General features: G+C 66.6%; 22 protein-coding genes. 12 read left to right on the top strand and 10 right to left on the bottom strand.

Translation table 11 applies throughout. From position 1 onward, the window contains the following. Nucleotides 1–98 precede the first annotated feature (98 nt). Nucleotides 99–1,034 carry a non-homologous end-joining DNA ligase gene (gene ligD / locus QH276_RS24470; protein ID WP_280398760.1) on the bottom strand — a complete coding sequence of 312 codons (936 nt, stop codon included), beginning with the start codon at nucleotides 1,032–1,034 and terminating at the stop codon, nucleotides 99–101. Between the two features lie 358 nt (nucleotides 1,035–1,392). On the opposite strand from ligD, the gene QH276_RS24465 reads away from it, so the two are divergent. Next, nucleotides 1,393–1,986: a hypothetical protein gene (locus QH276_RS24465; RefSeq protein WP_280398759.1), complete on the top strand. Its 594-nt coding sequence runs from the start codon at nucleotides 1,393–1,395 to the stop codon at nucleotides 1,984–1,986. A 160-nt stretch (nucleotides 1,987–2,146) separates the two neighbouring features. Here QH276_RS24465 and QH276_RS24460 read toward each other — a convergent pair whose 3' ends face one another. After that, entirely contained in the window at nucleotides 2,147–2,449 is a 303-nt protein-coding gene (locus QH276_RS24460; RefSeq protein ID WP_280398758.1) for a DUF1540 domain-containing protein, read from the bottom strand. A 310-nt stretch (nucleotides 2,450–2,759) separates the two neighbouring features. Here QH276_RS24460 and QH276_RS24455 point away from each other — a divergent pair, with 310 nt between their 5' ends. Together QH276_RS24455 and QH276_RS24450 are read left to right on the top strand one after the other, a co-directional pair. Continuing rightward, entirely contained in the window at nucleotides 2,760–3,986 is a 1,227-nt protein-coding gene (locus QH276_RS24455) for a cytochrome P450 (RefSeq protein WP_280398757.1), read from the top strand. After that, complete coding sequence (locus tag QH276_RS24450; protein WP_280398756.1) at nucleotides 3,983–4,717, top strand: TetR/AcrR family transcriptional regulator; 735 nt, start codon at nucleotides 3,983–3,985, stop codon at nucleotides 4,715–4,717. Before QH276_RS24455 ends, QH276_RS24450 begins: the two co-directional genes overlap by 4 nt. Before the next feature lie 185 nt (nucleotides 4,718–4,902). On the opposite strand, the gene QH276_RS24445 is transcribed toward QH276_RS24450, so the two are convergent. After that, nucleotides 4,903–5,445, bottom strand: coding sequence for a hypothetical protein (locus QH276_RS24445; RefSeq protein WP_280398755.1), 543 nt, complete (start codon nucleotides 5,443–5,445; stop codon nucleotides 4,903–4,905). Between the two features lie 135 nt (nucleotides 5,446–5,580). On the opposite strand from QH276_RS24445, the gene QH276_RS24440 reads away from it, so the two are divergent. Together QH276_RS24440 and QH276_RS24435 are read left to right on the top strand one after the other, a co-directional pair. Beyond that, the gene (locus tag QH276_RS24440; protein ID WP_280398754.1) at nucleotides 5,581–6,309 is read left to right on the top strand and encodes a hypothetical protein; all 729 of its coding nucleotides are present in this window, start codon (nucleotides 5,581–5,583) and stop codon (nucleotides 6,307–6,309) included. A 142-nt stretch (nucleotides 6,310–6,451) separates the two neighbouring features. Then, nucleotides 6,452–6,598, top strand: a complete 147-nt coding sequence (locus QH276_RS24435) for a hypothetical protein (protein ID WP_280398753.1) — start codon at nucleotides 6,452–6,454, stop codon at nucleotides 6,596–6,598. 98 nt (nucleotides 6,599–6,696) lie between these two features. Here the strand turns inward: QH276_RS24435 and QH276_RS24430 are convergent, their stop codons facing one another. From QH276_RS24430 to QH276_RS24420, 3 genes are all read right to left on the bottom strand, one after another. Continuing rightward, nucleotides 6,697–7,656, bottom strand: a complete 960-nt coding sequence (locus tag QH276_RS24430) for an AIPR family protein (RefSeq protein ID WP_280398752.1) — start codon at nucleotides 7,654–7,656, stop codon at nucleotides 6,697–6,699. Between the two features lie 350 nt (nucleotides 7,657–8,006). Then, nucleotides 8,007–8,888 carry a phosphotransferase family protein gene (locus QH276_RS24425; RefSeq protein ID WP_280398751.1) on the bottom strand — a complete coding sequence of 294 codons (882 nt, stop codon included), beginning with the start codon at nucleotides 8,886–8,888 and terminating at the stop codon, nucleotides 8,007–8,009. Continuing rightward, nucleotides 8,885–10,180 carry an XRE family transcriptional regulator gene (locus QH276_RS24420; protein WP_280398750.1) on the bottom strand — a complete coding sequence of 432 codons (1,296 nt, stop codon included), beginning with the start codon at nucleotides 10,178–10,180 and terminating at the stop codon, nucleotides 8,885–8,887. The genes QH276_RS24425 and QH276_RS24420 overlap by 4 nt, the downstream gene beginning before the upstream one ends. Before the next feature lie 185 nt (nucleotides 10,181–10,365). Here QH276_RS24420 and QH276_RS24415 point away from each other — a divergent pair, with 185 nt between their 5' ends. The 4 genes from QH276_RS24415 to QH276_RS24400 are packed head-to-tail and all read left to right on the top strand — an operon-like array spanning nucleotide 10,366 to nucleotide 13,493. After that, nucleotides 10,366–10,710: a hypothetical protein gene (locus QH276_RS24415; RefSeq protein ID WP_280398749.1), complete on the top strand. Its 345-nt coding sequence runs from the start codon at nucleotides 10,366–10,368 to the stop codon at nucleotides 10,708–10,710. Next, nucleotides 10,707–11,801 carry a Gfo/Idh/MocA family protein gene (locus QH276_RS24410; protein WP_280398748.1) on the top strand — a complete coding sequence of 365 codons (1,095 nt, stop codon included), beginning with the start codon at nucleotides 10,707–10,709 and terminating at the stop codon, nucleotides 11,799–11,801. Before QH276_RS24415 ends, QH276_RS24410 begins: the two co-directional genes overlap by 4 nt. Beyond that, nucleotides 11,798–13,051, top strand: a complete 1,254-nt coding sequence (locus QH276_RS24405) for a DegT/DnrJ/EryC1/StrS family aminotransferase (protein WP_280396524.1) — start codon at nucleotides 11,798–11,800, stop codon at nucleotides 13,049–13,051. Before QH276_RS24410 ends, QH276_RS24405 begins: the two co-directional genes overlap by 4 nt. 4 nt (nucleotides 13,052–13,055) lie before the next feature. Further along, nucleotides 13,056–13,493, top strand: coding sequence for an NUDIX domain-containing protein (locus tag QH276_RS24400; protein ID WP_280396525.1), 438 nt, complete (start codon nucleotides 13,056–13,058; stop codon nucleotides 13,491–13,493). A gap of 241 nt (nucleotides 13,494–13,734) precedes the next feature. Here QH276_RS24400 and QH276_RS24395 read toward each other — a convergent pair whose 3' ends face one another. After that, the gene (locus QH276_RS24395; RefSeq protein ID WP_280396526.1) at nucleotides 13,735–14,727 is read right to left on the bottom strand and encodes a GAF domain-containing protein; all 993 of its coding nucleotides are present in this window, start codon (nucleotides 14,725–14,727) and stop codon (nucleotides 13,735–13,737) included. A 10-nt stretch (nucleotides 14,728–14,737) separates the two neighbouring features. Beyond that, complete coding sequence (locus tag QH276_RS24390; protein ID WP_280396527.1) at nucleotides 14,738–16,159, bottom strand: cytochrome P450; 1,422 nt, start codon at nucleotides 16,157–16,159, stop codon at nucleotides 14,738–14,740. Nucleotides 16,160–16,816: 657 nt separating this feature from the next. Between QH276_RS24390 and QH276_RS24385 the strand changes: the two genes are divergently transcribed. Next, entirely contained in the window at nucleotides 16,817–17,620 is an 804-nt protein-coding gene (locus tag QH276_RS24385) for an alpha/beta fold hydrolase (protein WP_280396528.1), read from the top strand. Here the strand turns inward: QH276_RS24385 and QH276_RS24380 are convergent, their stop codons facing one another. Continuing rightward, a complete protein-coding gene (locus tag QH276_RS24380) occupies nucleotides 17,621–18,772 on the bottom strand; it encodes a TIGR03364 family FAD-dependent oxidoreductase (protein ID WP_280396529.1) in 1,152 nt (383 codons plus the stop codon). A gap of 149 nt (nucleotides 18,773–18,921) precedes the next feature. On the opposite strand from QH276_RS24380, the gene QH276_RS24375 reads away from it, so the two are divergent. Both QH276_RS24375 and QH276_RS24370 read left to right on the top strand, forming a co-directional pair. Further along, a complete protein-coding gene (locus QH276_RS24375; protein WP_280396530.1) occupies nucleotides 18,922–19,710 on the top strand; it encodes a GntR family transcriptional regulator in 789 nt (262 codons plus the stop codon). A 199-nt stretch (nucleotides 19,711–19,909) separates the two neighbouring features. Further along, the gene (locus QH276_RS24370; RefSeq protein ID WP_280401719.1) at nucleotides 19,910–21,109 is read left to right on the top strand and encodes a cytochrome P450 family protein; all 1,200 of its coding nucleotides are present in this window, start codon (nucleotides 19,910–19,912) and stop codon (nucleotides 21,107–21,109) included. A gap of 9 nt (nucleotides 21,110–21,118) precedes the next feature. Here the strand turns inward: QH276_RS24370 and QH276_RS35595 are convergent, their stop codons facing one another. Continuing rightward, nucleotides 21,119–21,250 (bottom strand): helix-turn-helix transcriptional regulator, encoded by a 132-nt coding sequence (locus QH276_RS35595; protein ID WP_432278727.1) that lies wholly within the window; start codon nucleotides 21,248–21,250, stop codon nucleotides 21,119–21,121. Nucleotides 21,251–21,392 lie beyond the last annotated feature (142 nt).

Here is a 21,392-nt window from a genome sequence, read left to right as displayed (position 1 = left end):
GGAGAATATGCGCGCCGAACTCGAACGCGCGTGGTGCTGATTCCGCCGATTGGTTCGGCGAAACGACCGGAGAACCCGTTCCGACCATTCCGGCGATTTCATTCCGGTATGCGCACCTCGTCCGGGGTCTTGTCCGCGCGCAGGCCGCGCCAGCTCGGATGACGCAGCCCGTCTCCGGTGTATTCGCGGTATTCGATATCGCCGACCAGTACCGGCTCCGCCCAATGAGGGGTGCCGGGACGGCCGCGGCCGGGCGTCAAGGGGAACAGCGGTTCGCGGCGGGCGAGGTCGTCCAGGCGAGTGCGCAGGGAACGCCGGTCGGCAAAGGTGAACCCGGTGCCGACATTGCCGATGTGCACCAAATTACCGTCCGGATCGTGCGCGCCGAGGATCAGCGACCCGAACGTACCGGCCGCCGTGCCACTACCCGAGGTCCAGCCGGCGACGATCGCCTCGGTGGTCCGGCGGAACGGCGTTTTGATCCAGTCCGGGGAGCGCCGGCCCGGCCGGTACGGCGAGCCGATCCGTTTCGACACAATGCCCTCGAGCTGGTTGTCACGCGCGGCCGCCATTACCTGCTCGGCGGCGATATCCAGCCAGTACGGCGGCGTCTGGACCGGCGCGGTGGTGAACCCGAGGTCCTGTAACCGTTCCCGGCGGCGCAGATACGGTGCATCGGTCAGTGCCTCGCCGTCCGCGGCCAGCACATCGAACAGGAACAGCTGGACCGGCACGGCCCGGATGAGCGAACCACCCGGCCGCGCGACATGCATCCGGCGTTGCAGCAGCGCGAACGACGGCACCCCGGCCGGTGTCTGCGCGATGATCTCGCCGTCGAGCACCAGGTCGCGATCGCCGGCGGCCGCGGTGAACGCGGCCACGAGCTCCGGGTACGAGTCGGTGATGTCGCGCCGGTTGCGGCTGTAGAGCCGGCAGGTCCGGTCCCGGCAGACGACGATCGCGCGAACCCCGTCCCATTTCATCTCGATCGCCCATTCCGGGGTATCGGGCGCGCGGCCCGCCACCGCCAGCATCGGTGCGGGAACCGCCGGCCCGGTCAGGGCAAGGCCTCGGCGCCGCGGGCGGATGGTGTCGGCAGCCGAACCCGGGAACGGGAGTGTCTGCGTCGTCCCGTATCGCCGACGGTCCACGAGCCCGGTCCGGATGCCATGACGTCCTCCCGTCGTGCGCGAGTAATGCCTGGTCAGCGCGCAGAGTACGGGCGATCCCTGCGCATCCTGAACGGACACGCGGAGCGCGGCTCGTCCGTGATGTCCGACGACCGGAAGGCCCCGGCCCTGGCCGGGTCTTTCGCTCTCGGCGGAACGCACCGTGCTGTTTGCGGCGTAATCTTGTAATCAAGTAATCGTTGCAAACGAGAAGGTGATCGTCATGAGGCATGGACATCGCGGGCGCGGTTTCGGCCGGCCGGGCGGGTGGCAGCAGGCGGATCTTCCAGAAACCGGTGATGTGCCGGACTGGTTCGCCGGCCGCCTGCCGAGCGAATGGTTCACCGGCCCGCCGGAGATCGAGATCGACCGCGACGAGATCGTCGTGATCGGCGAACTACCGATGCCGGAACCGGAAGGCGACCAGGAAACCGGCGGCGAGAAGACCCGCCCGATCCCCGAGGCCACCAAGGAGGGCGCGGTCGCCCGGTTCCGGGAGTCCACCCGGGCGGCGCGGATGCAGATCGCGGACGAGGCGCAGCAGCGATACCGGCGCAGTGTCGCGTGGGGTGTCTCCGTGGACGGTCAGCGAATCCTGTTCACGCATTTGGCGGTGCCGGTGATGACGCGACTGCGGCAGCCGGAACGCAAAGTGCTCGACACCCTCGTCGACGCCGGCGTGGCACGCTCCCGGGCCGACGCGCTGGCCTGGGCCGTGAAACTGGTGGGCGAGCACACCGAATCGTGGCTGGAGGAGTTACGGGCCGCGATGCGTAAGGTCGACGACCTGCGGTCGGAAGGCCCGCAGGGGCTGTAACGCGAAGGTCCTGCCGGGGCGGCCGTCGCACGCTCCGGAGGTCTATCGCCCGGGATCCGGGCGGCGGAATCCGGCAACCGTCGCAATGGCGGGCAACGATGGGCGCGGCTTCGCCCCGGCGCGGGGTGCGCGGTCTCCCGTGCCGGGACGGTGCCGTAGGTCAGCTGGGGGTGTAGGTCATGCAGCGCGCGGAATGCTCCCCGCTCCCGGGTCCGACCCGGATCTCACCGGCGGTGCATTCGAGGTCGGTGTTGTGCGTGCAATCCGCCCGCTGGCAGGCGCCGACCATGCTCGTGACGGTATCCAGACCGCCCTTGGTGGCCAGCGGGATGAACGTCGCGCAATCGGCGCTGCCGTTCTGGCCGGAGACGTTGATCGCGTAGGCGTGGCAGCCGTCGTGATCGTTGTAGGAACAGTCGTTCACTGTGCATTCGCTGACGTGCGGCATTTCCATGGTTGTCATGCGCTTCGTCCTCCTGGGCTGTGGGAGTCTTGCTCATGCGGCTACCACAATAGACCCGCCTTCACCGTGCCGGATACCCGAGGACGGCCGTTTCGGCCCTGATTCCCGACCGGTTCCGCCATGTTTGCAAAAAGTTTGCTGAAGCGCTGTCACCGAATGCCTGCCCGAATAAGTGAACGTAATTTACTAAAGGGTGTTCACAAATGCGGTGTGGTGTGGTTCACTCCTGTTGACTGTTCGCCGAGGAGGCATCGCGCTACCTCCCGCCGCGGCCTCCGCGAACCGCACGTACCGCGTCAAAGGAGTCATCGTGACCGCACCGTCCCTGTCCCACGACTTCGATTTCACCGACCCCGACCTGCTCTCCGCCCGGCTGCCGATCGAGGAATGGGCCGAGCTGCGCCGCACCGCCCCCGTCTGGTGGGTCGATCAGCCCGACGGCGTCAGCGGCTTCGACGACGGCGGCTACTGGGTGGTGAGCAAACTCGACCACATCAAGGAGATCTCCAAGAACTCCGAGGTCTACTCCACCAACGCCAACACCGCGGTCATCCGCTTCAACGGTGAGATCACCCGCGACGAGATCGACATCCAGCGCGCCATGCTGGTCAACACCGACCCGCCGGAACACGACAAACTGCGCCGCATCATCTCCCGCGGTTTCACCCCCCGTGCCATCCAGAGCCTGCGCGACGCCCTGCGCGAGCGCGCCGAACGGATCGTGCACGACGCCAAGAAAACCGGCGGCGGCGATTTCGTCGAACAGGTCGCCTGCGAACTCCCGCTCCAGGCCATCGCCGAACTGCTCGGTGTGCCGCAGGAAGATCGCGGCAAACTCTTCGAGTGGTCCAACCAGATGATGGGCTACGACGACCCCCAGTACGCCGACAGCTACAAGATGGCCAACGCCCAGGTGATGGGCTACGCCTGGAACCTCGCCGAGGAACGCCGCGGCTGCCCCGCCGACGACATCATCACCCAGCTCCTCAGCGCCGATATCGACGGCGAAGCCCTGAGCTCCGAAGAGTTCGCCTGGTTCGTTATCCTGCTCGCCGTGGCCGGTAACGAAACCACCCGCAACGCCACCACCCACGGCATGAAGGCCTTCGTCGACAACCCCGAGCAGTGGGAGCTCTACCGCGCCGAACGCCCCCGCACCGCCCCCGACGAGATCGTCCGCTGGGCCACCCCGGTGATCGCCTTCCAGCGAACCACCTTGCAGGACACCGAAATCGGCGGTCAGGCCATCAAGAAGGGCCAGCGCGTCGGCCTCTTCTACGCCTCCGCCAACTTCGACGAAGACCATTTCACCAAGCCCTTCGAATTCGACTGCACCCGCAACCCGAACCCGCACGTCGGCTTCGGCGGCACCGGCACCCACTACTGCGTCGGCGCCAACCTGGCCCGCCTGCAACTCGACCTCATCTTCAACGCTATCGCCGATGTGATGCCGAACCTCCGACAGGTCGCCGAACCCGTTCGGCTACGGTCGGGTTGGCTCAACGGCATCAAGAATTGGCAGGTCGCCTACGAATGACACCCCCCGCCCGGCGCGGCCGGATGCCCGCGGTCAGCGACGCGGACATCCGGCGCGTAGCCGCGGAACTCCTGGTCGCCCATGGCGCGGAGGCCCTGACCCTCCGCGCCATCGCGCGTGAACTCGGTATCACCGCCCCCGCCCTCTACCGCTACTACCCGTCCCGCGAAGACCTCCTCGCCGCCCTCCGCCGCGATATCTGCCGCCGCCTGGCCGACGACCTCGCCGCGCAGGTCGCCGAACTCCCGGACGACGGGGTGGTCCGCCTCTTCGCCATCTGCCGCGCCTTCCGCCGCTGGGCCCTGGCCCACCGCAACGAATTCACCCTGGTCTTCGCCTCCCCGGCCGAAGACGGCTCGGGCACGGTCCGCCGCTTCGACGAATCCTTCGGCCTGGTCTTCCTGGAAGCCGCCGGCAAACTACTCGCGGCCTACGACCTCGCGACTCCGCCGGTCGAATCCATCCCGGAAGCACTCCGAACGGACCTGCTCGCGTTCCAAAGTGAACTCATGGCGCTCCTCGCGGGGTCGGATCAGAAATTTCCGGCCGAGAAGTTCGACCTCGGCGTGGCATATCTGATGATGACGGTCTGGGTCCGTCTCTACGGCCACGTGACACTCGAAGTCTTCGGCAACTACCCCATGCCGGTCAGCGACCCGGACGTCCTCTTCGACGCAGTCCTCACCGACCTCGCCGCCGGCATGGGCCTCACCACGGGAGCGGCCGGATAGGTTCGGCTCCGCTATCCGAGCGACCACCCCGCCGATGCACAAGCTTCGTCCCTGTCCCGTTGCCGCACAACACCGGTATGGGCCGCATCACGGGTTGGAGGGAATGAGTTGCCCGGTCGCGTTGCCCTTGGCTGGGTGCACGGTGGTGACCGTTCTGGTCGATGGGCAGCCGCGGCGCCGGATCCTCATGCCTCGCCATAGAGCACGCGGAAATCGTCGAGGGCGCCCGTATAGAACTCATAATCCTCGACGAGCTGTGCCCGGGTGATCCGGTCCGGGTGCTCGTGCGCAAACCGCTCGCCGAGTCCGGACCAAAACACTCTTTCCGGCAGTCTCTGCGCGCCTTCGGGCAAGAACTTCATCGCCTCACCGAGGGCCTCGGCCGCGAACTGCCAATTCTGCTCGACAATGGTGCGGTCCTGATCAGGGCGGCCGGCGTAGGACATACTTGCCTCGAGTGCGCGGCTTGCGAATGTCTCGGCGACAAGGATCCACTGGCCTGCGTCGATGAGCTGAGAAATGCCGAGGCCGTATAAAGCCCCTATCTTCCAGCTGACGTCCTCGGACAGGTACGGGACTGCGACGTCACCGAATGCCGATTGCACCGTCCACGCTTCCCGCCCTTCGATCAGCGAGGTCGCGGGCGGTCCCTGCTCGGCGGCGCCAGCGGCCGCTGCCAGGAGACTCAGGTAGGTGCGAGCCTCGACCAGTGTCCGCGCAGTCAGCATCGATCCGCTCCTGTACCCGGCAGCCGCCACCCGCGACGAGTAACTCCACCGAATCAGCTTCCCCAGCTGCTGTACAGCCGGGAACCTTCACCATTTGATTATGCCCTCGGCACGGGCGATATCGGGGTCGGTTTGATGGCCTGGCCGAACACCATCGGCATCCTCATCCTGCAACAGCGGGCCCGCAGGAAGAGGTTGCTGCCACTCCGCGGTGATGGAGGAAAAGCGGGTGCGGTGGCGGAGAAGCCGGACCATGCTGGGCATGTGAGCACCGATTTCACCGTCGCTATCGAACTACCCTTTCCAGCAGGCATTCTCGCTCCACGACTTGCCGGCCTCCGTTGGCGGGGCGACGCGCCTGGTGATCCGGTGAACGCTCCCGGCGCGTGGTACCCATACCGGGAAGGATTCTCCACCCGGGTACTGACCGTCGCCTGGTCCGACGGGACCCTCGAGGTGACACTGCCCGCGGCGTCCGCACCGGAAGATCTCGACCTGGCCCTCCGGATACTGCGCACTGCGGCGCACCATGCCGGCGGCGACGTCGACACCGAATACGGCACGCTCCCGCCCGGCGAACTCGGCGACGTGTACAACGACGACTGGGCACTGCATCAGCTCGCCCTGGGCCCGTGGTCTCTGCCCGAACTCGACCAGGACGACGAACGCACGCGCGGTCGCCGCCTACTCGAACTGATGCGCCGTGTGCAGTGGCCGGACCCACGGTACGACCCCCCAGGTGTTTTCCAAGCGAGCAAGGACGAGGAGAAGTTCACCTTCGCCGTGCTGCTTTCCGAACGCGCCTGTTTGATGCCTGCCGTAGACCGAATCCTGGTCCGCGACGGCGCCGACACCGTGCTGTAACCACCGCGTGCTGCTATGGAACATCTGCCGATCGAGCACACCCAGTTGGATGATGGGAACGATCTGGTGGAATTCATTTCCGAGGAAAACTGGACCGAGGTGGTCGCAGCCGTCCGCGAACTATTGGTTCCCTAGGGGGATCATGACTGATCCCGCCAACCTCCCCACCGACGACTCAACGCGAGTGCAGGAGCTCGGCAAATGCAGCAAAGACCTGCGTCGGTTGACAAACCATGTCAAGGACATCGCGATCATGATGACCCGGCTCGAAGGCCACCTCTTCAATTGAGTCAAAATGCAAACAGATCCCGGTAGTCACGGCTCCGTTGATCTGCAAAGGCTAGTCGCCGATCTTGCAAATTTGGCCTTACTTCTCGGTCATTAGATCTATTCTGCTTCGGATTCTTCCTTGTGCAAACCTGATGCGAGATCCGCAAGCGACTCTCCGCCTGCAAGCTTCCACCGTCGCGTGCCCTGTACAGCTACAGGAGAATGCTCATACGGCGCCAAGGACCAAATGGCCTGCACCAGCCCGGTGGCAGAGTACTGCTTGCCGTCGTATGCCCATAGCAGACACTTCAGGCGGTCGTTGACCCAGGTCGCCTGAGCCCGCCGCGGATCTGCAGCAAGCCAGCGGTCTACAGCTTGACCTTTCGGTTCGGTCTCTGTATGGAAGTAGAGAGAGGTCCCGTCGTTGATAGTGCCGGCATCTACCAGCAGCGCTACGGAATTCGGTCGCCGGGACCGGCGTGCTCTCCTCGCCGGCGGACGGTAGTCCGGCAACAGTTCAGGCACTTCCCTACCGACAGCGACATCTTCCAGCACAATCTTCGCTTGGTGCCGGCAGCGCGTCTCGTCGATGAACGTACTGCTGAGGAACGAATTACGTCCGTATTCGGCATCCAAGTGGTAGATCAACCACGATGCACACTGCGATGTCCAGTCCGGCACCCGGGCCAGCACTGCTGACCAATCAGCGGCAGGGTCGTCCAGTAGATCTTGCTCGACTCGCTGAAAAACTAGATGAGAAATCAGCATTTTACCACGGCGAGTCACATCGGCAGCGCGTCCATTGAGTTGTTTACGCTCGATCGCCAGCGCATCCCCAACCGCCCGGTGTAATTCCACAGACCTCCAAATTCGATTGTTGAAGTACCAAAAATTCTCCGGCTCCTCACGGAGGGTGTCCTTAATTCCGGAGTCGATACGGGTGCGGCCGAGTGAATTCCTGACATTCTGCTCGAATAAGCGATCTGAATGCTCCTCGAACCATGTGGATACATTCTGAACCGGGACAGTCCCTTGCCAGGCTTCATATGGCGTGTCCCTACGGATCCAATTGTTCATCCAAACCGTAAACGATATAGGACTAGGTGCAACGTCTCTGCGGAGCCTCGCATGAAAGTCAGCACTTCCGAATATTTGGCAGGACAACTGTGGGCCGCTGGCGTTGGCATCCTCAGCCAATCGGTTCAAAACGTCAGCCGATGCGTCCGACAATTCTCCGGGTCCCATTACGGCGATAATCAAAGTGATATGGAGGGCGGGGTCGCCGAGGGCGTCGTCCCGCGAGCGCGGTGAGGAAGCTGCGATCCGGCAGCCGCACGGCCATCTCATCGAGGCCGACTGTGGTGGGGACGGCGTTGGTGGCTTCGATGAGTTCGGCTTCGGCCAGCACGGTCGGTTCGGCGGTGTCGCTACAGCGCGTTCCATTGCCAGGGTTTTGGGATGCGACCACGCAGGCAGGCGATCCGATGGGCGGTTTCGGCTCGTGCCGCGGGGCGGTGGTGGGACAAGCTGATGGCGAAAGCGGTCCAGCGGAGTTCTTGGATGTCGGCGTAAATGCGGAATTCGGGTGTGGTGGTCATGTCGTATCCGCCGTAGGCGTTGACGAAGGCGTGGTAGTCGTCGGTGTGGAGGCGGTTGAAGTCGGTGTGGTCGACGGCTAGCTGGATGAGGTCCCATTCGGGGCGTCCGAGGGAGACTTTGTCGAGGTCGAGGAATGTCGGTGTGCCGGTCGGGGGTAGGACAAGGTTGCCCTGCCAGGCGTCGCCGTGGATCACCGAGGTCCGGTTCACCGGCGGAAGTTGTTCGTAGCGTCGCCGGAGTTCCCTGTACTGCTGGATCAGCCACTGCCGGTCGTCACCGGTGAGGGCAGCGGCTGTGGTGATTCGTTCCTCGAGTCCGGCGAACGGCTGGTATGCGGGGAGTTCGAAGGTGGTCGGTGGGGTGAGGGTGTGCAGGCGGGCGAGGGCTGTGCCGAGTTCGGCGGGGGTGGCGGGGCGGTGGTCGGGAATGAGCTGCCACCAGGTGACAGGGTGGTCGTCGATGACGATCGGCTGCGGCAATGTGTCCACGGCTTCGACGGCCGGGATGCCGGAGCGGTTGAGCCAGTGGGAGATGCGTAGCTCGCGACGGGCGGTCTCTGTGCTGCCGGGTTTTCCGATGCGGGCGATGATTCCGCCGGCGAATTCGAAGATGGCGTGGGCTCCGGTGCGAAGCGGGGTGGCGGTGGAGGCGTCGAGGCCGGCGTGGGCGGCGGCTTGTTCGAGGATCCCGGCTGCCGAGGCGAGAGTCATGGGGTCGCCTCGAGTTCCGGTAGGCCGGCGATGGTACGGCGGAGTTCGGCGACTTCGGTGATTCTGCGGTGTGGTGTCGTGGCGGCGGCGAGACTCATGAGTTCGTCGCGGATGCGCTGGGAGTGGAAGTGTGTGGCGTCGGTGACGGCTTGCATGCCGAGGGCGGCGGCGGTGCGAGGGTCGCCGAGTTGCATGGTGAGGGTGGCCAGGCGGGTGCGGGAGAAGGTTCGTGAGCGGGGGTAGTTGTCGCCTTGGAGTCGGATGGCTTGCTGGAGGCGGGGTGCGGCCAGTTCGATTCGCCTGCGTGCGAGGGCGACGGGGATGAGGGCTTTGCCGGTGCTGCCGAGGTGTTCGGCGTCGTCGTAGTAGCACATCCAGGCGGGGTCCTCGTCGGGGTTGCGGGCGGCGAAGTGCTCGTCGGCGCGTGCGACTTCGGAAAGGGCGTCGTCGGTGCGGTCGAGTGCGGATAGGAATTGTGCGCGCAGGGTGGCGAGCATGGCGCGGGTGGTGGAGGTGAGGCGGTCGGCGCGGACCTGGGCCAGTTCGATCAGTGAAAGTGCTCCGTCGGGATTGCCGACATAGGTGGTTTTGCGGGCCATGTCGGCAAGGGTCGCGGCGCGTAGTTCCCAAGATCCTGCGGCGTCAGCGCACCAGAGGGCGAATCGGAAGCGTCGTTCGGCTTGGGTGTGGGCGGCAATGTCGAAGGCGGAGTACGCGGCGATGCCGCTGAGATTGCCGACTGCCTCGCAGAGCGCTTGCCGGGTGATGGGGGCGGCGTGGGCGCGCAGCAGCGGAGCGAAGACGCTGAGATGGTGGGCCGCGCTGTCGGTGGCTGACCCACCGCCGTGCAGGTTCTCCGCCGCGGCGGCTGCGGCGACCGCGCACCGGACCTTGTCCACGTCGGACCGTCCGACGCGGCCCACGGTCTTCGATCCTGTCAGGTAGTCGGTGGGGATGTGTTCGGGATCGAAGGGGCTGAAAAGATTGACCGCCAGCGCATCTCGACGTTCGGTGGCTTTTGTGCGGCGGGCGGCGACGAAGCCGAGTTCGGTCTCGGTGGCGTGGAGCACCGCGCACAGCGCTTGGCGGTAGTCCTTGCCGGGCCAGCGCACTGCGCCGCGTTCGTAGCGGGCGATCGTATGCGCGTCGAGTTCACAGCGTCGTCCGATGGTTCGCCACAGATGGTCGTTGACTGCTTCAGCCAGTTCGGCGCGGGTCATCGACCGCCCCGCCACGGTCGGTGACGGGGTCGCTTCCCGGCGCTGCTGCAGTTTCAGGTTCGGTGTCGGCACCTTCGCTCCCCTCGATCGGCCGCGCCCAGTCTATCGACCTGCCCGAACTCGGGAGCTGTTCACCGTGATCTGCCCCACAATCTGCCCTCCTGGAATTCCGCGCCGCCCAGAAGTCTGGAGGAACAGTTCAACGCACATACCGGACCGGACGAGACCTGATTCTCGTGCGGCGGGAGGAGAGGACGATGAAACCACTTGCCTACGGCTATTTGCGACTCGACGTCGCGGGCGAACACATACGGGAATGCGAGAGAAGGATTGAGCTGTTCGCCGATCGGCAAGGCTATGACCTGGGCATGGTGTTCCACGAACGCACCTACGGGCGGGCGGGGCTGGATGCGCTGATCGCGGAGCTGATACGCGCGCAATGTCGCAATGTCGTGGTACCCGAGCTCGAGCATTTGACCCGGCGAGCCGCCCTCCGGCAGGCGGTGGAGACACGGCTCTGGTGTGAGGCCGGCGCGGGCGTGCTGGTTGCTGAGGCATCGCCCGGGGTGCGGGATCGGGAATTGACAGGAGCGATCCGATGACTGCGCTCGACTGTGCCACCGTGCAGGGGCACCCGGATGTTCCGACAAGTGCAGGCGAGTTCACCGTTCGCCCAGTAGCTCTCGTGCCGCGACGGCGTGTTCCGCTGCGTGTGGGCGTGATCGGGTTGGGTAGGCAGGCGCTCGAGGATCATCTGCCCGGGCTGGCATCCTGCGAGACTGCCGAACTGGTGGCGGTGTGCGATGAGGATCCCGAGATCGTGCGCGAACACCAGTACCGGTGCCGGGTCCCCGGGTACACCGACTTCACCGCCATGCTGGGCTCGGAGCAGTTGGATCTGGTTGTGGTGTGCGTTCCGCACTGCGTCGGCCGCCGGGTGATCGAAGCCGCGGCCGAGCACCGTGTCCACGTGCTGAAGGAGAAACCGTTCGCCACGTCACTGACCGAGGCTCGGGAGCTGGCGCGGCTGTGCGAGGACGCCGGGATCGAGCTGATGGTTACCTTGCAACGGCGCTTCAACCCGATCTACACGAGCTTTCCGCAGTTGGCCGACCAGGTCGGGACGCCATTCGTAATCGACGCCCGCTACACCTTGCACACCGCTGACCCCTCTGACGGGTGGCGCGGCGACATCGCCACCGCCGGCGGCGGCTGCCTGATCGACATGGGCTACCACGTCATCGACCTGATCCTGTGGTATTTCGGTCTGCCCGACCGGATTACGGCGGACCTGTCGGTCGATGCCCGCCCGGACCGAGAATACGACGCCGAAGACACCGCACTGGTGCACTTCTCCTACGACTCCGGACTCTACGGGTCGATTCTGCTGTCCCGTTTCATCGGACCCAAGGCCGAGGAGCTGCGACTGGTCGGCTCCAAAGGCATGGTCCATCTCGAACGCGGCCGCATCCGCCGCCTCACCAATGACGGCGAAGTCGTCGAATCCCTGTTCCGGGAACAGGCCTGGCCCTCGGCCGCGACCACACAGATCGACTACTTCCGCCGGGTGATCGACGGTGAACGCCCCAACCTCAGCGGACCCCGGCAACACCTGGGCCACCTGAGATTCGTCACCGCCTGCTATCAAGCCGCCCGCACTCACACCACCGTCGACCCCAAGGAGCTCCGGTGAACTCGCCCCTCGCTTTGCTCGGCGGCACTCCCGCCGTCAGCGACCCGCCCCCGCACTTCCAGTGGCCGCCGACCGACCACCTCACCCGCAAAGCTGTACTGGACCAACTCGGCGACGCCATCTCCATCTACGACCGCTCCGGCGTCATCGCCGACCTCGAAGACGCTCTCGCCGCCTACTTCGGCAGCCGATACGCCGTGCTCACCAGTTCCGGCACCGCAGCCCTCTACTCGTTGTATGCCGCCTGCGGGCTGCGTCCGGGCGATGAAGTCATCGTGCCCGCCTACACTTTCTTCGCCACCGCGACCCCTCTGCTACACCTGGGCGTCATCCCGGTCCTGGCCGACTGCGACGACACCGGCAATCTCGACCCATGCGAACTTCCCCAGCGCATCACAGAGAAGACCAAAGCCGTTGTTGTCACGCACATGTGGGGGATGCCCGCCCAGATGCGCAGCCTCGCCGGTCTAGCCGAGGTCTACGGGCTGCAGCTCCTCGAAGACGGCTCGCACGCCCACGGCGCCACCATCGCAGGCCGCAAGGTCGGCACCTTCGGCCGCGCCGCCGCCTTCAGCATGAACGGGCCCAAACCGCTCTCGGCCGGCGAAGGCGGATTCGTCCTTACCGACGACGACAACCTCTACTACCGTCTGCTCCTGCACGGCCAATACAACAAACGCTGCCGCAACGAAATCCCCGAACACCACTCCCTGCACCGCTACGCGGTCACCGGCATGGGCCTCAAACACCGCATCCACCCGCTGGCCGCCGCCATCGCACTCGACCAACTCGGCCATCTCGACGACTACCTGACCGGTCGCAACCGGATCGCAGCCCACATCGCCGACCGCCTCGACGGCTTACCCGGGATAGTCGCACCCCGGTCCGGCCCCGAGACCCGGCCCTCCTGGTACGGGATGGCTCTGGAATACCGGCCCGAGGAACTCGGCGGAATCCCCGTCGAACGCATCCACCAAGCGCTACTCGCCGAAGGCTGCCGGGAAATCGACCGGCCGGGTTCCACCTGTCCGCTCAACCTGCTGGAACTGTTCCGGACACCCGGTACCCTCTTCCCTGAATACGCTGGCGAATTCGCCTACCGTCCAGGAGAGTTTCCGCGCGCCGAACGCCTGCACCACCGCACCCTCGAGCTCCCGGTGTGGCACCGCGAACACGACCTCCCCCTCGTCGACCGCTACCTCGACGCCATCGAAAATGTCATCCACCACGCCGACCACCTGAAAGGGTGAACCTATGACGAGCCATCTCGACCACCTCACCACCGAAGCCGAACGCGACGGCGTCCAGCAACTCGTCGTCGGCGCGGTCGTCGAACACGACGGATGTATCCTTCTGCTGCGCCGCCCCGGGAACGACTTCATGGGCGGCATCTGGGAACTGCCCAGCGGCAAAGTCGAACCCGGCGAAAACCTCGACGAAGCCCTCGCCCGCGAAGTCGAAGAGGAAACCGGCCTCCAGGTCACCGGCATCGGCCGTTACATCGACAGCTTCGACTACCGCTCCGGCAGCGGTAAACGCAGCCGCCAATTCAACTTCACCGTGCACTGCACCGCCTTCGAACCTGTACGGCTCACCGAACATGACGCGTACACCTGGACCCCACCCACCGAAGAACCCCCCGTGACCGACGCCGTCAAACAGACTCTCACTGCGTATCGAAGGGCCGACTGAACACGTGATTATTGCGGACGCGACGACACCGGAGCTCCGTATATTTGCGAACACGACGCCAGAGCTGCTGTCGTACGGGCTTCCAGCATGCCGAAGCAATGCGGCCCTGGTCACCGACCTGGCCGCGCTTGTCACCCCGATGCAGCTCTACCCACGGGGTTTTCGCTGGCCGGCGATCGAATCCGGAAATAGCGGATGTCGGTCTGGGGTTACTGTCCCGCATGTCGACCTCGAGGCCGCTCTACTCGACCCGGGCGATTCTGACTATGTGCAGGCGGCTGCCGACTTCGCCGGGGTAGCGGCTCGAGGTGATGGTGACCGGCTGCCATCCGCTGGGGTTGTGGGCGCGGATGCGGGCGGGGGTGACGGCCTTTGTGCCGGGGAGGCCGGACTGCAGCATGATCGCCGATTTGGCGACCGCGGCCCAGTCGTCGCGGTGGATGAGTTCGGCGTCGCCTTCGCGTTGCCAGTCGATCCAGGTGGGGACGTGGCCGATCCACTGGGCGATGAGCGGGGCGCCGGTGGGTGGGAAGGCGAGTAATGCGGCGGCCGGGGTTTCGGGGCCGGGTTCGTCGGTGAGGCCGAGGGCTTCGTGGGGGCCGAGGGCCGCCGGTTCGACGTCGGAGACATCGTGGGTGAGGCCGCGGAGCCCGGCTCGTTCCAGGTCCGTGCGGCCGCGGGCGAAGATCTGCCAGTTCATCAAATGGCCGTTGTCGTGCAGTACCACGATGTTCGAGGTGAACTGGGCGTCGGGCTCGGGGTTGGTGCCGAGGGCTATCAACGCGGTGGCGTCGTCGAATTTCACCACCTTGCGGAAGAATTCACCCGGTGAGCGCACGCGTTTGAAGCCGTCGGCGTCGTCGGTGCTCATCATCCAGGATTCGAGACGCTGCTGGACCTGTAATTCGCCGGCGTACCAGCCGATTCCGGCTGCGGGGCGGTGGGCGGGAATCGGTTCGTCGGGTGCGCCGACCCAGAGGTGCAGGGCGTATACGTCGTCTTCCGGGCCGAGGACGGGGAGGGCGCGCACGCGGCGGTGACCGCCGCGGCCCGAGACGACCTGGTCGACTTCGGAACCGGACTGGCGGACCCAGTCGGCCAGGTCGGCGGCGTCCACACCCTCGTTGCGTTGCAGGGAACGCAGGGAGACCCAGTCACGGCGTTCGCCGTCCTTGGCGACGATGGTCATCGGGGTATCCAGTGGCCCCAGCGCCTCGATGAGAAACCATGACATCGGAAGGCGTCTACCTTTCCGGAACGGTGGCCGTCGAGCGGCCACGGGCGATCAACTCGAAGGGTTCGGGGCGCAGGGTGCCCCGCTCCTGGAGAGCCAGTGGTGCGTCGGAGGAGCTGTGCAGGTCGAAGGCGTGTACCAGCCGGCCGAGCAGGAGCGTTGCCTCGTGCAGGGCGAACGCGCGGCCGATGCAGGAACGGGGACCTGTGCCCCACGGCTGGAAGAACCGATCGGGGAAGGCGCGCAGAGCGGCGGTATCGAAGCGATCGGGGTCGAAGTCGCCGGCTGCCGGACCCCAGACCTCCGGGTCGCGGTGGGCGGCCAGTGCCAGCACGAAGACGGCGCGGCCGGCCGGAATCCGGTAACCGCCGAGGTTCTGGTCGGCGCGCGCGATCCGGAAATAGCCGGGCGCGGGCGGGCAGAGACGCAGGCATTCGTTCAGGAATTGGCGTGTGAATCGCATCCTGGTCACGGAGTCGTAGTCGAGGCTTGCCGCCTGCAGGGGCATTTCGGCTCGTACGCGCTCCTGATAGGAGGAGTTCCGCGCCAGGTGGTACAGGGCGACTTCGAGGAGCGCCGCGGTGGTCTCGTGCCCGGCGATCAGGAACGTGAGTGTCTGGTCGCGCACGTTGGCGGTCGGCAGGCGTGTCCCGGTCTCCGGATCGACAGCGGTCAGCATCAAATCCAGCAAATTGGTCGGTTCGCCGTCGTTCGCGACCTGCCGGCCCGCTATCAGTTCGTCGACATACTGCTGCAGTGAGGCGATATCGCGCCGCACACTCGAAGCGCGCAGGGCTTCGCGGAGGTGGCCGAGGATCGGCACATCGTTGGTGGATTCCGAGGCCCACTGCAGGGTGCGGCCGAGTTCTCGCACGAAACGGTGGGAATCGCTGCCGTCGCCGGTGGAATCGAGCAACCGCAGGTTGCGTCCGAACCCGGCTCGGGCGATCACCTCGAGGGTGGCGCGAGTCATCGCCGAATGGACTGCCACCGACCCGCCAGCGGCCGAGGTCCACTCCGCCACCAGATCATCGGCCACCGAGGACATCGCGTCGTGGTAGGTGCGCATCGCGGCCTGCGCGAAACCCGGGGTGAGAATACGCCGGGCCTGTCCCCAGAGCGGATCCTTGGAGCTCGCGGTGAACATCCCGTGTGGTGCCATCGGGCGCAGCTTCGCCAGCGGGCCCAGAAGCACACGGCCCCAATTTGTTTCGTCATTGCACTGGGCTGCCAGTCGGCCCCCGGCCACGATGATCAACTGGGTGCCGAGCAGTTTGCGCGCGAAGATCGGGCCCAGTCCGCCCTGGGCGAGTTTCAGCTCGTGCTGCGTCGGGCGGTGCCGGTCCACGCTGGCCACGTCCCCGATGATCGGTAACCGGCCCGGCGGATGTGGCAGCGCGTCCACGGGCAGCGTGGCGCTGAACGATTCCATGCGACCACTCAAACATGTCTGCCGACTGCTCGCCATGTCGCATGCTCCGGCGATCGCTGTGCTGGTTGCGTCGTGCCACACGCTTGTGTTTAGCTGTGGCCAAGTCGGGCGGCTCATTCCCCTGGCTGGACGTTTGACAGCTCGCATCTGCCGCGTATTCCGAGTACCCGGCTGTCTGCTGAGCAACTAACACGACCAGCAGATAGGGCGGCAATGCACGACGAATGGGCCGAGACGGTCCGAGATTCCCGGCCGTACCCGGCATACGGTCTTCACGGTCCGACGTCTTGTGGACAGCGCGAGGTTCCCCGCCCGGTGAGGCCGATCAGAGGGCCGCCGGTTCGCTTCGGTTACAGCCAGAGCCTATCTTCGTGTGGCGGAGAATTGCCTGGCAGATTTCCGAACCCTTGACCTTCCGCAGGTCGTCGGGGACAGCCGCACGGTTGGCGGGCCGGATTCGGAGGGGAACTCCGGCCCTGGCTCAGCCGCGGTTCATCGAAACACGGACTCGGTCACGCCTCCCGGACGAGTCCTATCGGCATGCCCCTGACGGCGGGGAGTTAAGATCAGTGGCCGTATCACCTGTGCGGCACCGAATGTGTCGGTGCCGGGCTGCTCGACTTCGTGAGAGACCGATCGAGACCGGACAGGGAATCCATGACCACATTTCGCACTGTGCGTGTTGCGTTGTTCGCTGTGATCGTTGCGTTGACCGCGGCGCTGGGGGGCGCGATTCCCGCGGCTGCCCAATCGTTGCCGACCGTGGTGCTGGTGCACGGGGCGTTCGCCGACCCCACCGGCTGGGATGGTGTCGCGGCGCGCCTGCGCGCACAGGGGCACCGAGTGTTGACCCCGGACAATCCGCTGCGTGGGCCCGCGCGCGATGCGGCGGCCGTTCAGGCGGTTCTCGACACCGTGGAGGGCCCGGTGGTGCTGGTGGGGCACTCCTACGGCGGATTCGTGATCAGTAACGTGCACGATCCCGATGTCGTGTCGATGGTGTACGTCGCGGCGTTCGCGCCGGTCCAGGGTGAGATCGCCCAGCTGGCGCTGGATCCGATCCGGTTCCCGGGGAGTCGGCTGCTTCCGCCGGCGCTGCAGGTGAAGCTGGTGGACGATCCGCAGGGGCCGATGGGCCGCAACCTCGACGGCTATATCGCGCCCGACCGCTTCCACGACGTGTTCGCGCAGGACGTCGATACCGCCACGGCCGATCAGATGCTCGCCCACCAGAAGTCGATCGCCGTCGCCGCGAACCTGGAGCCGTCCGGTGCACCGTCCTGGGCGGGAGTTCCGACCTGGTATCTGGTGTCGGGTCAGGACCGGGTGATTCCGCCCTCGTCGCAGCGGTTCATGGCGAACCGGATGGGCGCGCAGACCACGGAACTCGACTCCGCGCACGCGTCGCCGGTATCGCATCCCGACGAGGTCGCGGCCGCGATTACGACCGCCGCCGGCTGATCAGAGCAGTCCGTCGAGGACGGTGGGGGCCAGGCCGAGGGCGGTGGTCATGCCGATGCCGGAGGTCACCGAGACGACCCGGATACCGGGCGCGGGGGTGGCGACCAGGAAATCGGTTTGGGGTGAGTCGGCGTAGATGCCGCGCCAGCGGCGGCGGACGGTGAGGTTCTCGACGCCGAAGAGGCGGGCGCCTTCACGGCGGAGCAGGCCGGTGACCGATTCCTCGTCGAACGGGAGGTGGGTGCGGCTGTAGTGGTGGGTGTCGCCGAGGACGACGGCGCCGTCGGGACGCTGGGTGAGCATGAGGTTCATGACCGCGTCCAGCGTTTCGGGGGCGCGCGCGGTGATTTCGCGGCGCACCTCGGCCGCGGCGGAGGTGGCGGCGAGGCCGCCGTAGCGGAGCATCGAATAGCCGGTGAGCACGGCGGGGTCGATGCGGACGTCGCCGGGCGGGTCGACCTCCAGCATGTGCAGTTTGCAGCGGCGGACGTCGTATTCCTCGGCGAGGGCGGGGAAGAGTCGGTCTACGTCGTGGCCGGAGGCGTGCACGATCGCGGTGGCGGACAGGTCGCCGCGGGCGGTGTGGACGGCACCGGGGGAGAGGGCGCCGGCGTGGGTGTGCCAGGCGAAGTCGACGCCGTTCGCCGCGAGCCAGGCCGCCAGTGCGGGGATCGCCGCGCGGGGATCGACCCGCAGGTCCAGCGGCAGATGCGCGCCGCCGACGATTTCGCTGCCGGGGTGGGCGGCGGGGAACGATTTCTCGACGGCGGCGCGGTCGAGCAGGACGACCTGCTCGCGGCCGCGGGCGGCGGCGAATTCCTCGAGGACCCCCATTTCCGCGGTGCTGCGGGCGACGACGAGCGTGCCGGCGCGCACGATCTCGAACCCGGCCTTCTCGGACAGCTGTAACCATTTCTCGCGGGCGGCCAAGGCGTAGTCGAGGACGGTGCCGGCCTGGGGGGTGACGCAGAGGTGCCCGAAGTTGCGGATGGACGCGCCCACGGCGCGGGCGTCACGTTCCACGACCGCGACCCGCATACCCCGCTCCACCGCATCGACGGCGTGGGCGAGGCCCACGATTCCGGCACCGACGACGGCGAGATCGACGGGGTCGGCAGGCAGGGTTGCGGACGTGGACGAGGTAGCTGTCATGCCGGGAATACTCGCAAGGCCGGCCGCGCAAGTTCAAGCCGCGTGAGCAACTTGTCTATATAAGTTCACCGATAGTTTGACGAGGTCGCCGCAGTTCGAATCGAATCGTGGTGACCGATTGCGTATGCTTGTCCGGTCAAGTTCGGCCGGTGCATAGAAACGCGGATCAGGGGGACGATGTGGCCACACCGCTGCACGGCAGGGTTTCCGCCGCGCTCAGGGAGCGGATCCGGCGCGGTGAACTCCCGCCCGGCGCGTCGCTGCCCTCGGAAGCGCGGTTGTGCGCGGAGTTCGGCGCGTCCCGGGGCACCGTCCGTACCGCGCTGGCGACCCTGCGGCACGAAGGGCTCATCGCGGTCGGTCAGGGCCGCCCGCCGGTGGTGCGCGATACCGCGCTCGGGCAACCGTTCGAAAGCCTGCTGTCGTTCACCGCCTGGGCGCAGCGGATCAGTAGAACGCCGGGGCAGCGCACCGTGGAGATCGCGCGCCGTGGTGCGGGTGCGGCGGCGGCCGCGGCGCTGGGAATCGAGGAGGGCACGCCCGTGGTCGAGGTACTGCGGGTGCGGTCGCTCGACGGTGAGCCGGTGATGCTCGAACGCGCCGCGTTCGTGGAGCCCGTCGGGCGGCTGCTGTTCGATTTCGACCCGGACGCCGCATCGATCTACGCGTACCTCGCCCGGCAGGGTGTCGACCTGCATTCCGCGCGGCACACCATCGACGCGCTCGCCGCCGACACACTCGATGCGGAACTGCTGGGCATCACCGCCGGTGCCCCGCTGCTGCGGGAACGCCGCCGGACCTCGACGGCGGCCGGTGAACCGGTCGAATACGGCGACGACCGCTACCGGCCGGACCGGGTCACCTTCACCATCGACAACACCCGTCCTCCCGACTCGGGTATCGCCCATGATCTGCGAGTCCGCAAGCAGGCGGAATAAGTGCTGTATCCACCGCCGCCGGGTGGGTCGATGCCCGGGGGATCAGCCGGTGGAGCGGCCATAGTCTCCGTACAAGCGGCTTCTTACGGTTCGGTGCGCCGGACTATCGGTAGGCGGCAGGAACTCCGGCAGCGTTTGTGCGGCCCCGGATGGCGCCGCACACTTGCCCCCGGTAGGCCGAAAAACCCAGGGAGGCAACATGTCCGAGCCGCTGATCCAGCTTCCGACTCCCGGTGAGTCCATTCCCGAAACCTACGACCGCATCGCGCGCGCCGGCGAGGTGGTTCCGATCGAACTGCTCGGTGGTGTGCGTGCGTGGCTCGCCGTCAGTCATCGCGCGGTACAGGAAGTACTCGACGACAAGATTTTCGCCAAGCACCCCTCGCATTGCCCGGCCCTGCGGGACGGCACGATTCCCGCGGATTGGCCGCTGCGGGCGCTCACAGACGCCGAACATATGCTCAACCAGGACGGCGCCGAACACCGCCGGCTGCGCCAGACGATCAACAAGGCGTTCACTCCCGCCCGGATCGCGGCCATGGAACCCCGCATCCAGCAGATCGCCGACGAGCTGATCGCTGCCTTCCCGGCCGGAGACGAGATCGATCTGGTCGCGAATTACACCACGCCGCTGCCCGTCCGGGTGATCTGCGATCTGTTCGGTGTGCCCGTCGCCGATCAGCCGCGGCTGAAGAACTGGACGCTGACCATCGTGTCGGCCACCAGCACCGGCGAGGAAACGCAGGCGGCGATGGCGGCGATGAGCGGCTATTTCGTCGAACTGCTGCACAGCAAACGCGCCGCACCGGGCGACGACCTCACCTCGGCGTTGCTGGCCGCCAACGACGCGAACGAACTGACCGAAGAAGAACTGATCGGCGTGCTGTGGCTGGTGATCGTCGCCGGGCACGAAACCACGGTGCATCTGCTCGGCAACGCCGTGGTCGCGCTGCGGCAGTTCCCCGAACAGCTCGCCCGTGCCCGGGCCGGGAACCGCTGGGCCGATGTGGTGGAGGAGGCGCTGCGCTACCGGTCCTCGGTGGTGGGCGCGCTGATGCGTTATCCGGTCACCGATGTGACCGTCGCCGGTGTCGAGATCCCGGCCGGCAGCCCGACGCTGTGGTACGGGCGGGTCGGGCTGGATCCGGAACGGAATCCGGACGCCGATACCTTCGATATCGACCACGACCACAAGGATCAGCTGGGTTTCGGTCGCGGACCGCATTTCTGCCTGGGTGCGCCGCTGGCGCGGCTGGAGAGCCGGATCGCGCTGGCCACACTGTTCGCCCGCTACCCCGAGCTGGATCTGGCGGTGGAGCCGAAGGATATCGAGTACACGATGCAGATCAGTACCGTCGGCCCGGTCGAGCTGCCGGTGCGGCTGGGGCCCGCGGCGTAACGTGACGGATCACGCCCGCCCGGCGGTGATTTCGGCGCGGCGGAGCTGCCGGAACTCCCGGGGTGTCTGGCCGAATCGTTCCTTGAACGCGGCGGAGAACCAGGCGGGCGTGAAACCGCAGCGGGTCGCGAGATCGGCGATGGTCGTGGGGGGGGGGGGGGGGGGGGGGGGGGGGGGGGGGCCCCCCCGCCCGCCCCGGCCCCGGCGGGCGCCGGCCCGGGGGGGGGGGGGGGGGGGGAGGACACCCCCGCGCGGGGGGGACGCGCCCCCCCCCCCCCCCCCC

Origin of the sequence: Nocardia carnea, assembly GCF_029869215.1 — a bacterium.
Lineage (GTDB): Bacteria > Actinomycetota > Actinomycetes > Mycobacteriales > Mycobacteriaceae > Nocardia > Nocardia carnea_B.
This window is presented reverse-complemented; position numbering and strand designations above follow the sequence as displayed.